General features: G+C 45.2%; 10 protein-coding genes and 2 pseudogenes. 5 read left to right on the top strand and 7 right to left on the bottom strand.

Features of this window, described 5'->3' with window-relative positions:
• The first annotated feature begins 144 nt into the window (after window positions 1-144).
• A complete protein-coding gene (locus PAENI_RS02210) occupies window positions 145-1,359 on the top strand; it encodes an MFS transporter (RefSeq protein ID WP_149644108.1) in 1,215 nt (404 codons plus the stop codon).
• 104 nt (window positions 1,360-1,463) lie between these two features.
• On the opposite strand, the gene PAENI_RS02205 is transcribed toward PAENI_RS02210, so the two are convergent.
• From PAENI_RS02205 to PAENI_RS02195, 3 genes are read right to left on the bottom strand one after another with little or no spacing between them, the layout of a single operon-like run.
• Entirely contained in the window at window positions 1,464-2,168 is a 705-nt protein-coding gene (locus PAENI_RS02205) for an SAM-dependent methyltransferase (protein ID WP_149644107.1), read from the bottom strand.
• 42 nt (window positions 2,169-2,210) lie between these two features.
• On the bottom strand, window positions 2,211-2,510 hold the full coding sequence (locus PAENI_RS02200; protein WP_042187201.1) for a hypothetical protein: 300 nt from the start codon (window positions 2,508-2,510) through the stop codon (window positions 2,211-2,213).
• 50 nt (window positions 2,511-2,560) lie between these two features.
• Window positions 2,561-3,454, bottom strand: a complete 894-nt coding sequence (locus tag PAENI_RS02195; RefSeq protein WP_149644106.1) for a LysR family transcriptional regulator — start codon at window positions 3,452-3,454, stop codon at window positions 2,561-2,563.
• A 131-nt stretch (window positions 3,455-3,585) separates the two neighbouring features.
• Here PAENI_RS02195 and PAENI_RS02190 point away from each other — a divergent pair, with 131 nt between their 5' ends.
• Window positions 3,586-4,326: an SDR family NAD(P)-dependent oxidoreductase gene (locus tag PAENI_RS02190; RefSeq protein WP_149644105.1), complete on the top strand. Its 741-nt coding sequence runs from the start codon at window positions 3,586-3,588 to the stop codon at window positions 4,324-4,326.
• Between the two features lie 343 nt (window positions 4,327-4,669).
• Here the strand turns inward: PAENI_RS02190 and PAENI_RS32465 are convergent, their stop codons facing one another.
• The 4 genes and pseudogenes from PAENI_RS32465 to PAENI_RS02180 form a co-directional block, all read right to left on the bottom strand.
• Window positions 4,670-5,440 (bottom strand): X2-like carbohydrate binding domain-containing protein, encoded by a 771-nt coding sequence (locus tag PAENI_RS32465; protein ID WP_262495511.1) that lies wholly within the window; start codon window positions 5,438-5,440, stop codon window positions 4,670-4,672.
• A 15-nt stretch (window positions 5,441-5,455) separates the two neighbouring features.
• Window positions 5,456-5,680, bottom strand: a pseudogene (locus PAENI_RS33175) (X2-like carbohydrate binding domain-containing protein); the annotation flags it as partial.
• A 12-nt stretch (window positions 5,681-5,692) separates the two neighbouring features.
• Window positions 5,693-8,578 (bottom strand): annotated as a pseudogene (locus PAENI_RS02185) (X2-like carbohydrate binding domain-containing protein); the annotation flags it as partial.
• 368 nt (window positions 8,579-8,946) lie between these two features.
• Entirely contained in the window at window positions 8,947-10,188 is a 1,242-nt protein-coding gene (locus tag PAENI_RS02180; RefSeq protein WP_149644104.1) for a purple acid phosphatase family protein, read from the bottom strand.
• Window positions 10,189-10,407: 219 nt separating this feature from the next.
• On the opposite strand from PAENI_RS02180, the gene PAENI_RS02175 reads away from it, so the two are divergent.
• Genes PAENI_RS02175 through PAENI_RS02165 form a run of 3 tightly spaced genes read left to right on the top strand, consistent with a single transcriptional unit; the run spans window position 10,408 to window position 13,816 of the window.
• Window positions 10,408-11,121 carry a polyphosphate polymerase domain-containing protein gene (locus tag PAENI_RS02175; RefSeq protein WP_076298420.1) on the top strand — a complete coding sequence of 238 codons (714 nt, stop codon included), beginning with the start codon at window positions 10,408-10,410 and terminating at the stop codon, window positions 11,119-11,121.
• A 23-nt stretch (window positions 11,122-11,144) separates the two neighbouring features.
• Window positions 11,145-11,852, top strand: a complete 708-nt coding sequence (locus PAENI_RS02170; protein ID WP_149644558.1) for a DUF4956 domain-containing protein — start codon at window positions 11,145-11,147, stop codon at window positions 11,850-11,852.
• 29 nt (window positions 11,853-11,881) lie between these two features.
• On the top strand, window positions 11,882-13,816 hold the full coding sequence (locus PAENI_RS02165) for a CotH kinase family protein (protein WP_149644103.1): 1,935 nt from the start codon (window positions 11,882-11,884) through the stop codon (window positions 13,814-13,816).
• Window positions 13,817-13,979 lie beyond the last annotated feature (163 nt).

The following is a 13,979-nucleotide window of genomic DNA, read 5'->3' as shown; positions in this document are numbered from 1 at the left end:
AAATGAAAATATTTGAAATAAATATTTCTCTTGAAAATAATTTCAGAAAACTAAATAATATAAAGCAGTACTACATGTCGGATCTATCATCTTAATAAGGGTGGAGCTTCATTACAGACAGAAGAAAGGTTGAACATCGGCACCATGAACGCAATTCCAAACCTCAACAAGGAACCAGCCAGTGTGGAAAAAACACGCAAAGAACCTTTCCCCATCTCTATTCTATCGCTTACGGTAGGCGCTTTTGCCATTGGAATGACTGAATTTGTCATCATGGGTATTTTACCAAATGTCGCCAAAGATTTACAGGTTAGTATTTCTACTGCAGGTCAGCTCATCACGATGTATGCCCTTGGGGTAGCTGTCGGTGCTCCTATTCTAACCATCCTTACACAACGAATTCCGCAAAAGAAACTGTTATGCCTGCTCATGGTATTATTTATTCTGGGCAACGGAATCTCTGTATTTGCTCCAAACTATACCATTCTTATGGTTGCTCGTATCATCACAGCTTTAACACACGGGACTTTCTTTGGCGTTGGTGCAGTGATCGCTTCTAATCTGGTCAAGCCCAATAGGCGGGCCGGAGCCGTATCCATTATGATGGCTGGTCTAACGATTGCTAATATCATCGGTGTTCCTTTAGGAACATTTATTGGGCAAAACATGGGCTGGCGCGCCTCATTTGCTGCGATAGCAGTCATGGGAGTCGCTGCACTAATCGGCATTCTTATTTTCATTCCAAAGATTAAACAAGACAAACCTGCTAGTGTAATCCAGCAAATTTCTGCGCTAGCTAATCCTAAACTGCTTCTATTCTTACTGATCGGTGCGCTTGGTAACGCCAGCTTGTTCACAGTGTTCACTTATATAGCGCCACTGCTAATGGAAGTTACCGGCTTTGCCGAGCATAGTGTGACATGGATTCTAGTTCTCTTCGGCTGTGGTGTTACCATCGGGAATATCGTTGGCGGGAAGCTTGCAGATTGGAAGCTGATGCCTTCTATCGTGGGACTTTATTTCGCGGTTAGTGTCATTCTTACGATCTTTTCCTTCACAATGCATAGTCCAGTAGCTGCGGTCATCACAATATTCTTCTGGGGTTTGGTATCCTTTGCGGTCATGCCAGGACTACAAATACGGATCATGAGTCTGGCTCAGGCCGCTCCTGCCCTCGCTTCTACAACCAGTCATTCTGCAGGTAATCTCGGAAACGCAACAGGTGCCTTCATCGGCGGATGGGTCATTTCTCATCTTGCGATTACTTCGCTGCCATGGGTCGGTGCCGTTCTGGTAGGACTCGGTCTGGTTCTGGGGATTGCTTGTTATGTAGCAGAACGTAAAGAGAAAGTGGCGTAATTTTTTATAGGCTTATATTAAAAAACGAGGGTGTCTCCAAAGCGATGAAAACGGCTTAGGGACACCCTCGTTTTTCATTTTACAAACTATAGCTATCTACTATCTTATGGCTTCATTCTTCTAATGCTCAGCATCTGATTTGCCCCTTTTTGAAATTCATAAGGAACCTCCATCTCCTCCACAGCGAAACCTTGTTGAACCATCTCATCTATAAGGCGATCTAGATGCTCATATCTTTTGCAAGACAGATCAACTAAAGGGAAAATACGAAGCTCTCCTCTAGTCACCCGCATAAGTTCATTAACAGTCCTTAGATGAAAATCATAGTCCAGCCGATCACTATACATAAATAGAAAATGCGCAGACAAAGTCAGATCAAAATCCTCATCATTGAACGGCAGATTAGGTAAAATCACAGGAACATATCGCTCCGGGGTTTGTCTCTGATCCCTGATGTTATCGTTTAAAGCCCTACTCCTCGCTTGTGTCAAATCCTCTATAGACTTGAAGTAGTCCCATACAAAATTGCCCTGTACCTTAACCAGTTCAGACATAGCATGCTCAATATCTTGAACACCTTTATCTTCAAGCTCATCCGCAGAGTAATAATAAGCGATATCCGCAGCAGTCACGTCACTCCCTAACTGATTCGATATCGCTGTAAAAGAGCAGGCACCTGCAGGACAATCCAAAATCCGCCTGCCTACAAGATCCGCTTCTTTCAATTTGAACATCTGTAAATATTCCTCAAAGGTCCTTCCTATAAAAACAATCCTCTCCAACTCAAGCTTTCCCTCTGCTCCGCTCATCTCATCTCACCTTTCCTCATCTCGGCTAATACTGCTCGCTTTTTACTTCTGTTTAAATATATGTATAAGATAATCTATAAGAAGTCCTAGAATCAGGAACGACCCAAAATGAATTACATACGTGGGAAATCTGACGCTGATTAATATACTGCTTGCAGCCCATTCCGTATTATTAACATCAACCATCCAGTTTGCAAAGGGCTTCATGAAAATCAGCGTATCTATAATTGGATTAAGTCGTACAAGAATGATGTTTGCGATCTCAATCCCCAAATAATCACCCAGACAGATGATGATACTAATAATCGAAAACCAGAAACTGAATTTTCTCCTTAAAAACATCAAGCACCGCCCTCTCTTTTTTTTCCTAATACATACAATTCGTTTAAAATTCAAAATATCCTTGTCGCGGATAGCTCCTGCTTTAAAAAATGATACAATCTGGAGCTCGCCAGCTTCAAGGGATAATCCGAAAGTTTACATAGGATACCGCAGGTCATATCGATAACCTTTCCCTCCAGTTTTCGCACTATCGTTCCTGCAGGGACCGGATTCAAGACTATCTCAGGGACAAGAGCGACGCCTAAGCCACTTTCCACAAAATATTTTAGAGCCGACATGCTTCCAATCTCCATAGTATCGAACGGTGCACCACCTGATTCCTGTAGCACACTTTCTAATTTTTTGCGATAAGGACAGTTTGCTGCCGTAATAAGTAACCGATGATCCTGTAAATCCTCTGGCGTGATATTCTCCTTGGAAGCTAGTGGATGCTCTTCTGGCATAAGTAACACAAATTCCTCCGTAAATAAGGGTTCAAAATAAAGCTCCTTACCCAGCTCTGGCGCTGAACATACAGCCATATCAATTTCGCCTCGCAAAAGCAGTTCACTGAGTGCAGCGGTTCCCGCGATCTCCACGGAGACTTTCACTTTCGGAAACTGCGTCATAAAGCTGCTTAACAGCTGCGGCAAACGATAGCTCGCCGTCGGATCCGTTACCCCTATGCGGATGTTGCCAGCTTCGCCTATTTTTAAATCAGCCAAACGGCTCTGTAGCCGCTCCATATCCTTAACAATATGTAAGCTCTCTTCATAAAACAATCTGCCAGCTTCAGTTAAGCTGATTTGTTTTCCCCGCTCAAGCAGTTGACATCCTAAGTCGGATTCAAGCCTCTGCATTTGCATCGTGACCGTGGATTGGGCATAATTCAATTCCTCTGCTGCACGGTTAAAGCTTCCTGAACTCACAATGGTTTGAAAGGTTTTTATTGTTTTTAGATCCATTCCTGAGCCCTCCACTACTTAATTCAAATAAATTGAACCAAACCTTCAATTAATTCAATTATACGAAATCCAATAATGACTATAGAATACTCTATATCAACAACATACGCCAACCAAAGGAGTGAATAAGGATGGAGCTTAACAATAAAGTAGCCTTAGTAACTGGTGGAGGTACTGGAATTGGCAAGGCTGTAAGTCTGGAATTAGCCCGACGCGGAGCCCTTGTTGCAGTGAACTTTTCTAGATCCGAGGCAGAAGCTAATGAAACCGTGAATACGATTATAAATCAAGGTGGGCAAGCGATAGCAGTACAAGCCGATGTTTCTAAGGATCAGGAAGTGCGAAGTATGGTCCATTCGATTATTCAGCATTTTGGAACGGTAGATCTGCTGGTGAATAACGCCAGTATTACTAAACATATTGCGCTGGGTGATCTGGAAAAAGCAACGGAGGAAGTCTGGGATGAACTCTATGATGTAAATGTGAAAGGAATGTTTTTCTGCGCCAGAGCAGTTGCACCATATATGAACCTGAGCGGTTCAGGCACCATCGTCAATCTCGGCAGCATCGCCGGACAAACTGGCTTAGGCTCTTCCCTTCCTTATGCGGTCTCCAAAGCTGCTGTTCATGGCCTCACGAAATCTCTAGCCCATGCGCTAGCTCCAACTATTAGAGTGAACTGTGTCGCACCGGGAGCTGTTGCTACTAGATGGTGGTCTGGGCGAGAAGAACAGATGCATAAATTAGCACCTAATCTGCTGCTCCAGCGTCTATCATCCACTGAGGATATCGCTCAATTCGTCTGCGCAACACTCGAACAGGAAGCAATGACCGGACAGATCATTACGGTAGATAGTGGACAAACGTTGTAACAACTAAACAAATAGCATATCAATTGAAGCGCCGATAGAATAATTAGGGCATTTCTCCCTGTAATTCTGACATATCTACTCATCCAAATAGTAATTACGGAAAACCTCCCTATAATTTAGCTGATTTGCTGGAAAATAAAGAAATCCCCCTGATTTTTAGGGAGGAATTCCTTGTTTTCGTTCATTTAAGGCTAAACTCGGCTATTTTCAGGGAGTTTTTCCCTAATTCCTCTCTAGCCCGCTCGATCGTCGTGTGGGCTATTTTATAAAGATAGAAGCTGCCCCCAAAGTAGAATTCTCTACTTCTAGGACAGCCTCTATTGCATAAATATTGGTGATGTCTTTAGTTAGGTTCACTACCCCAAATCAAATTTCCTGACACGTATGCTGGTGCTTTGCTCCAGTCCACATAGTTGGTATCTACTCCATTAAAGGAATAATCTCCGGTTTGAGTGTAATTCGTCCAGTCCTCTTTAGCCACCCGCACCTGGATGTCGATGCTCGCACCCGCAGCAAGTGAACCCGCTGCACTCGAGAAGCCAACCTCTAGATAATAATCCGCATTCGCTTTAGCTGTTGGCAATTTTATAAATGTTCCTGTTACATTCGCACTTCCCACCTGTGACCAATCGCAGAAGAAGCTTTGTGGCTTCTCTCCATCAATCGTGTAATAGTATCTTAATTTCACATCGGAGAGTGTCACAGCACTTGTGCTCGTATTCACCAGCTTGAACTTTGGATTCAACGTATTTCCGGAAGCAGACAATGAACTATTATACATCTGTACTTTCAATGCTGCAGTAGGAGCTACTGTCGTATCCGCAATCGTGACAACCAAGGATTGTGTGGTTCCTGCGCTAAACTCAAAGGTCAGCGTAGTGTTTCCCAACGCTTGGGTTGCCAGATACTCTTTCTTGATCGTTACTGTAGAACCACTCACTGTATAATCTGTGCTTGCTACGAGGGTGGCTGTTCCGTTTTTGATCGTGCTGAGCGTATTTCCATTCAGTGTCAGCGTTACTGCTACATCTGCTTGATTTGCCGTTTTCTTATCAAAGCTTGTGGTTGTTGGTGTTATCGTGGAGTTGGATACTGGTGTTGTCGTATCCGTCACCGCAACCGCTAAGGATTGCGTCGCTCCTGCGCTAAAGCTGAATGTCAGTGTGGTCGTTCCTACCGCTTGCGTCGCTAGATACGCCTTTTTAATGGTTACTGTTGATCCGCTGACAGTGTAATCTGTCCCTTCAACCAATGTTGCCGTTCCGTTCTTGATCGTGCTTAGCGTGTTTCCGTTCAGCGTCATGGTTACTGCGACGTCGGCCTGATTCGCAGTTTTCTTATCAAAGCCTGCTATTGTTGGGGTTATTGTGGAGTTGGATACTGGTGTTGTCGTATCCGTCACCGCAACCGCTAAGGATTGCGTCGCTCCTGCGCTAAAGCTGAATGTCAGCGTGGTCGTTCCTACCGCTTGCGTCGCTAGATACGCCTTTTTAAGGGTCACAGTAGATCCACTGACCGTGTAATCTGTACCACTAACCAATGTCGCCGTTCCGTTCTTGATCGTGCTGAGCGTATTTCCATTCAGTGTCAGCGTTACTGCGACGTCGGCCTGATTCGCTGTTTTCTTATCAAAGCTTGCGGTTGTTGGTGTTATCGTGGAGTTAGTTACTGGTGTTGTCGTATCCGTCACCGCAACCGCCAATGATTGATTGACCCCTGCGCTAAAGCTAAACGTCAGCGTGGTTGTTCCTACCGCTTGCGTCGCTAGATACGCTTTTTTAATGGTCACAGTAGATCCACTGACCGTATAATCTGTCCCTGCAACCAATGTCGCCGTTCCGTTCTTGATCGTGCTGAGCGTATTTCCATTCAGTGTCAGCGTTACTGCAACGTCGGCCTGATTCTCTGTTTTCTTATCGAAGCTTGCAGTTGTTGGAGTAATGGTTGAGCCTGTAGCTGGTAGATTGACAGGATCAGCATACAATGTGCCTCGGCCATTCGTTCCGAGATATACACGTCCGTAAATTCTTGGGTCACCAGTAATCGCCATATTAATCTTGGCGTATTGGTGGGCATCGTCATTAATACGAACCCAAGTTGCGCCAACATCATCGGAACGGAAGACACCCCGCACGCCATCAATCTTCGCTACCGTGTACAGTGCCATGTAAGTTTGACCCGGCGCAGCCTTTCCATAACCAATGAGATCAGCTTCTTGTACGTTGGTTAACTTCGTGAAGCTCGCACCAGAGTTCGTGGAGTGCCACAAACCATACTTATTCTCAGTCGTATTTCCTCCTGCAAACCAGATGTCACCTTCAATACCTGGTACTGCCTTCATGCTGATCTGAGCTTCATTCGGCTGTAATCCAGCTACATTATTGGTTGGGAAACCTGAAGCTGAAGTGGCAGTAAATGTAGCTCCGCCATCCACACTAACATAGAAGACCCCAGCAAAAAAACCATAAAATTTGTTAGCATTCACTCGGTCAGATGCTACTTTTGCTCCTGCAGGTAATCCGGCGCTTGCTGTCCAAGAGTTACCTGTTGTTTTGGAGTAGTACACACCAATATCCGAGGTGCTCCACAAAATAGAGTTCCCACTTGCAGACACAGCTACTTGTCCATGCCCTACTGTTGTTTTGGTGCCATTTGACGGTTCTGAATTTGGCATGTACCAGTTCACACCACCATCGTTAGAGATACCAATGGATTTCATACTTGGTGTCTTCTCTTTATCTGCACTGCCTACCCGTACCATATAAGATGGACTCAACTCTGCATAATCGATACTCATTGTTGTTGCCCATGAAGGACTGGTCTGGAATTTAGTTGGAGCTACCGACAAATCCTCATGACGGAAACCAGAAACGTCACCAAGTGCAGTGATCAAATGGGAGGTTCCCGTTGGCGGGCTTATCAGTCCGAGCACAGCCGTTTCCTCCACACCCTTGGCCATAACCGAGATATTCACCTTGCCTCCGGTATCCCATGAGGTCAAATTGTTCGAGCCATAAATGGTGGCCCCCGTACCATACATCATCCGGTTAGAGTTGAAAGGGTCAATTTCCAGATCGCCCATCATCCAGCCCAGTTTCGGTGAAGGATCAAGCGAGGTCGAAGTCGTTCCATGATCGAGCCAAGGTGCTGCTGTGATATCCATACTGAACTTATAAGTTCGTTCTGGATAGTTGCCCCAGTCCCAAATTCGGCTCCATGTTGCACCACCGTTAGTACTGCGGAAAATCACTTCATCAGGCCACCAAGCGTTTAAACTGGATACCATAACTGTGTTAGGATTCTGAGCATCCACAGCTAAACCACCGAAGCCATACCAATTATCCGTTCCGGTTGAAGGACTGATATTCGTCCAAGCACCGCTTGTTTTATTGTATTTCCAAACCTCACCTTTACTTCCGTCATAAGGACCTACACCATTGCTATAAGTAATATACAGATCGCCTGTAGATGAAAGCACGCCATGATGTGGCAAGTAGCCTGTAGGTTGTCCTGCCAGAGCTGTCCAAGTCACGCCTCCATCTGTACTGCGATACACGCTACTTGCTGTGTCGGCAACCCCTACATATATCGTTTGAGTCGCATTGCCAAGTGTTCCTGTGCTTTTATCAAATGTAATCCAGGATAAGCCAACGAGATCATTTCCATAATCCAGTGTCGGATTCTGAATATATGTTCCTACATTCGTAAAGGAGGTTACCTTCGACCAAGTAACACCGGAGTCCGTACTTTTCCAGAGCCCATTGCCACTTCTGGCTCCGAAGAATAAAATATTATTCTTATTCGGGTCGATGACGAGGCGTTCACCCGCAGAGCGGCCCGGCATATTGCCACCTACTTTAAAAGGCAGTGGAGTGGTTTGCCAGGTGTTTCCCCGGTCACTAGAGCGCATGATCTGACCGTTATTATCCCAGGAGTTAGTATAAGTACCTGTTGCCATATAGACTTTGTTCGGATCAATAGGATCTGTAGCAAGGGCATCTACACCATTCTTATTCCAATCGACCCAGCCTACGGAGTCACTAATCGAAGTCCAACTAGAGGTAGCCTGATTCCATCGATACGCACCACCAATATCTGTTCTGGCATAAATTAAATTGGGTTCGGACTGATTAAAAATAATTCCGGGTACAAAACCACCGCCGGCTCCCGTTACAACACTCTTCCAATTGTAAGGTTCACTTGCAGCCGCATGAGTAGTAGCTGGGAATGCAGAGAATAAAGAGCCTATCATCGCGCCAAGCAGGATTAACAATCCAGTTTTTCGGATACGATTACGAATCACGTTTTACGCCTCCTACAATTTTATTGGTTTGCTTTTGTTTTCCTCCTACTCTGTATCCCTGCTTTTTCCCTCCCCCCTTAAACTCGACTATTTAAATTTTTCTGATAACGCTTTCATTATAATGGCAATGTTTTTCATTATCGAGAGAAAATGGTTGTATTTTCATGAAGTTTGTCTCTGAAAATCGTACCATTTTCACACCTTAGATTACATTTCACAAGTATTAATGCCTCCCCTAAGAGGAGTGTCAAATCAAAAATCCAGAAGAATCCCAAAAAAGCCCTCTCCACCCTAACGGTGAAGAAAGCTACTACTGGTTAATGCGTAAGCACAAATTCATCCAGCATCTTACCATCCACATCATAAGCCTGATAAGTCAAACTATCCTTGGTAACACTAATCCCTGCGAACATTTGCTTGTAGTTTTGAAAATGCACCGCATGATAGAACTGATCCTCTTTTTTCTCGTTAAATTTCGCTCCGGAAGCATTGGTCACCACATATACCGTACCTTTTTTAGCACCTACCGGATTCTCACCTTCAGGAACGATTTTTCCAGCCCGCAAAGGGTAGGATCTGGAGTACTCATGATTATGACCCTGCAGCACCAGATCGACCTCATATGCATCAAAAATATTCGTCCAATCTTCAACCTTCTTATATGAATTGCCCCCGTATGCCGGACGGTGCATCGCAACAATCTTCCATTCCTTATTCGTGCTCTTCAAATCTTGCTTCAGCCACTCAGCTTGCTTTTTCAAATTGCTCTCCGTATTCAATACAGACACATGTACAGGACCGTAATCGAAGGAATACGAGGTGCCCGCAATAGAACCTTTTGCCCCGTTATCTGGCAGGTTGAAATGAGAAGTAAAGTCCGTCGCATCGTCATCAACCTGATCATGATTTCCCGTAACAGGCATTAAGGGTATCCCCGAAAGCAAGCCTTGCACGTTACCAAAAAATTGATCCCAGCCCGCCGAATCCTCCGGGTTCTCCGTTAAGTCACCATTATGCACAATAAATTTCGCCTCTGGAAAGGTCTGAACGGCCTTGCTCAATGTCTTCCCCCACAGCTTAAAATCATTCGTTGTCTCCCCTTGAGAATCCGCGACGTTGATAAACGTAACACTATCTAGTCCAACCTCTTCCGTGGTGAATTCCGCAACTGAACTCCATCCTCCCTCAAGCCCGCTGCCCACTCTGTAAGAATATAACGTCCCAGGTTCAAGTCCTGTAACCTCCGCTTTGTGAACACCTCTGGTACCATGGTCCGTTTTTATGATGCTACTATTTGCTTCTATCCTTAGTACATCCGATTCTACAAAAGAGGACATCTGTCCCTTTACTAACTCCAGAACTCCTGCGGCATTGGAATCGCTAGTATACCAAGTAAACGCACGACTCGTTCCCGCATCTCCCTTAAAGGTGGTAACAAGATCATACGGGGCTGATGATTTCTTGGAGCTCCCGGATTTGGACCACTCCATCCCAACAGCCACCAAGATCAGAACAATCACTACAATCCCTAGGATGATGGCGAATTTATAGTCTTTCATCACGGCTCCTCCTTCATTTTTCTCTCTAGTCTTCTAACTAAGATAGCCTTCCAGAAAGTCAGAAGTCAAATCTATAGATCTATACTTTTGTTAACGCAGTGTAAAACATTCAGCTAACATTCAGTCTATTTTAAGTTAAGCATAAGGTCTGTCTCCTAGAATTAGTTGTGCAAGAAGGTTAGCCAACGACAGAGATAGAGATAGAAACGAGGTGGGAAAATGAGTAACAAGCTTCAATTCCGGCATGAGCTAAAATTCTTCATTAACTATCATCAATACCTTGTATTACGCCAACGATTACAGAGTTTGATTGATACAGACCAGCATGCCAATGAAAGTGGCGAATATCATATCCGCAGTTTGTATTTTGACGACATCAACAACTCGGCACTTGCCGACAAACTCGGAGGTCTCAGAGAACGCGCCAAATATCGTATTCGTATCTACAACATTCAAGACAACATCATTCACTTTGAGAAAAAAATCAAAATGGACGATTATATCGCCAAAATTAAAGAGCCACTGACCCGTCAAATGTACGACGAGATCATGGCAGGTAACTATGAGGTCCTGAATGTCCCGGACAGTCCACTGTTCATGGAATTATACAATCAGATGCGCCATAACCTTCTTCGGCCGAAGGTCATCGTGGATTATGTTCGCGAGCCCTATGTTTGCCACAACGGCAACGTGCGGATCACGTTTGACAAAGAATTACGTACCGGTCTGCATTCGACGGATATTTTTGATAAGGATTTGCATCCGATTCGGGCGATTGATGAGAACTTCATTATTTTTGAGGTGAAATTCGATGAGTACATTCCGGAATACATTAAAATCGCACTGCAGTTAGAGGGGCTGAACAGACAGTCCGCATCCAAATATGTGATCTGCCGCAAATTCTTAAAAACCAACACTTGGGAGGATTATTGATTATGAATTCATCACTAGCAACAATGGCAGCAACCGCAACAACAGATACAACCACAAATACTTTTTCAGATATCATTAAAAACTCGGTGATAGACAACTTCGTCTCCGATATAAGCATCTCGAAAATGCTCATCACCTTAGGTGTGGCTTTTCTGATCGGATACTTTATTTATCTGCTCTATAAACGTGTGTTTAGCGGAGTGTTATACTCCAAAAGCTTCAACGTCTCGCTAATGGGCATGACCATGATTACAGCCACTGTCATTATCGCCATCAACTCTAACCTGGTTCTGTCCCTCGGTATGGTCGGCGCATTGTCCATCGTTCGTTTCAGAACGCCGATCAAAGATCCAACAGATCTGATCTTCTTGTTCTGGGCAGCAGTCGCAGGGATTGTAACTGGCGCAGGCTTCTTCACTTTGGCTATTGTGGGTTCAATCATCATTGGTCTAATTCTGTTTCTGTTCATCAAGCATTCTTCTATCGAAACACCATACTTGCTGGTCATTAACTGTGATGGCGATGAGAGTGAACGTGAAGTCCACAACCATATCACCAAATCCGTGAAACGCTACAACGTGAAGCAAAAAACAGTATCTGCAAACAATATCGAATTAACACTGGAGCTTCGTCTGGATGATAAAGTAGGTGGCTTTGTCAATACTGTTTCCGACTTAAAGGGCGTTAAAAACGCACTTCTGATCAGCTACAGCGGTGACTATGTATCCTAAACATAATAAGATGAAAGGCGGTGCCCCAGATGAAAGCAAGAGGTAAATCTATCCTGCTGAGTCTTTGTTGCCTGCTGCTGGTCATCGCTGTAGCTGGGTGCCAGAACGCAAGTCCATCGGCAACAAACGAAACTGCAACAGATTCTAAGGATAAGGTAGTCTCGAGCGACGAGAAAAATCTAGACGAGCAGGTCTTTCCAAAAGATAAGGTCGTCGATGTCAAAATCACTTTGGACCCGGATGATTTTCAGGATATGCTGGATAATGCCAGCGCGGAAGAATATAAAACCGCATCGGTTGAGTACAACGGCGTTAAATTCGATAACGTTGCCGTGCGGACCAAAGGAAATCTTAGTCTCAGAAGTGTAGTACAGATGACAGACTCTGATCGGTACAGCTTTAAAATTTCTTTTGATGAATATGTGAACCAGAACTTATTTGGCATCACTAAGATCAACCTGAATAACAATTACAGCGATGCTTCTTATATGCGTGAATTTCTGACCTACGAGCTCGCTGAAAGTGTCGGACTTCCGACGCCGAAATATTCCTTCGTTAATGTATACGTCAACGATGAACTGAAGGGCTTCTACCTCGCGGTAGAACAGATTGGCGATGCTTATCTGGAACGTAACTTCGGAAACTCTTATGGTGCACTTTATAAAGGGGAAATGACTGGTCAGGGCAGTGACTTAACTTGGCTTGGTGAGGACCCTTCCCTCTATACCGGATTAGTAATGAAGTCGGATAAATCTAACGATGATATTCTGATCGATATGCTGAATGAGCTTAATAACGGCACCGATTATGAAAAATACATCGACGTAGAGGAATCGCTGAAATATATCGCTCTAAATGCGGTCACGGCAAATATGGACAGTTATTTAGGTGGTAATAAACAAAATTATTACTTATATGAAGACGAAGGCGTCTTCTCGATCCTGCCGTGGGATTATAATATGGCTTTTGGCGGCATGGGCAGCGCAGACGTACTGATTGACGAGCCTACACAAGGCGCGCTGGCTGAACGTCCTCTGATTGCGAAGCTACTTGCTAACGACGAATACAAAGCGAAATATCACGAAATCGTCAGCGAAATGATTAATGGCTATCTAGCTGATGATACGTTCCAAACTAGAATGGATCAGCTGGACATGATGATTTCCAGCTATGTCAAAGCAGATCCTTCAGCTTTCTACACCTTCGAGCAATATGAAGAAGGGATTAAGTCTGTTAAGACCTTCATGTCGAACATGGCTAAAAATATCCAGCAACAGCTCGACGGAACCATCCCTTCCTCCGGTGACGGATCGGGAAGCGGTATGGGTGGTGGCATGGGCGGCGGCTTTGGTGGTGGCGCTAGGAATGGCACTGGTGCTGGTGCTTCTGGTGCTGGACAAGGCACGAACGGCGCGGGTAACAAGCAGACTGGCGCGGGGGCGGAACAGAGCGCGGGTGGTGCTGCACCGAACGCCGAAAGCGGGCAAGCTGCCACGGATGGGCAGGCTCCTCAGGGCGGTGCAGGCGGTGAGCCCGGTGCCATGGGCGGACCGGCTATCCCTGATGCCGGCGCGGGTCCCGGCAGTAACACGCAAGCAACAGCTGACGGGCAAGCTGCTCAGACCAACACTGACGGGCAAGTTGCTCAAGGTGGTCAAACCAACACCGACGAGCAAGCCGCTCAGGGTGCGCAGACCAACACCGATGGGCAAGCCGCTCAAGGTGGATTCACTGGAGGGCCTGGCGGTGCACCGGGTGCCATGGGTGGACCAGCTATCCCTGAAGGTGGAAATGGCCCTGGCGGTGGCGGAATGGGTGCTGGCATGGGTGGTAACTTTGGCGGCGGTGCTGGCGCTATGCAGCAAAAAGGCAGCACGAGTGAAGCCATCACTACTGGGGTCGCGATACTTCTCTTACTGCTGACTGCAGTCTTTGTGACCTTCTATAAGCGGAAACGGCTGTAGATAAGTAAAAGTAATTCAAAACAAAAAAACATAAAAGAAGCTCCCGTCATTTATCGGCTGGGGCTTCTTTCATGTCCTAAAGATCATATTGCCAAATCTCCACAAAAAAACTGTGAACAGTCTCAAACTTCACTTGAGACTGTTCACAGTTATAAATTCAAAC

This window comes from Paenibacillus sp. B2(2019) (genome assembly GCF_008370385.1).
Classification (GTDB): domain Bacteria; phylum Bacillota; class Bacilli; order Paenibacillales; family Paenibacillaceae; genus Paenibacillus_AQ.
This window is presented reverse-complemented; position numbering and strand designations above follow the sequence as displayed.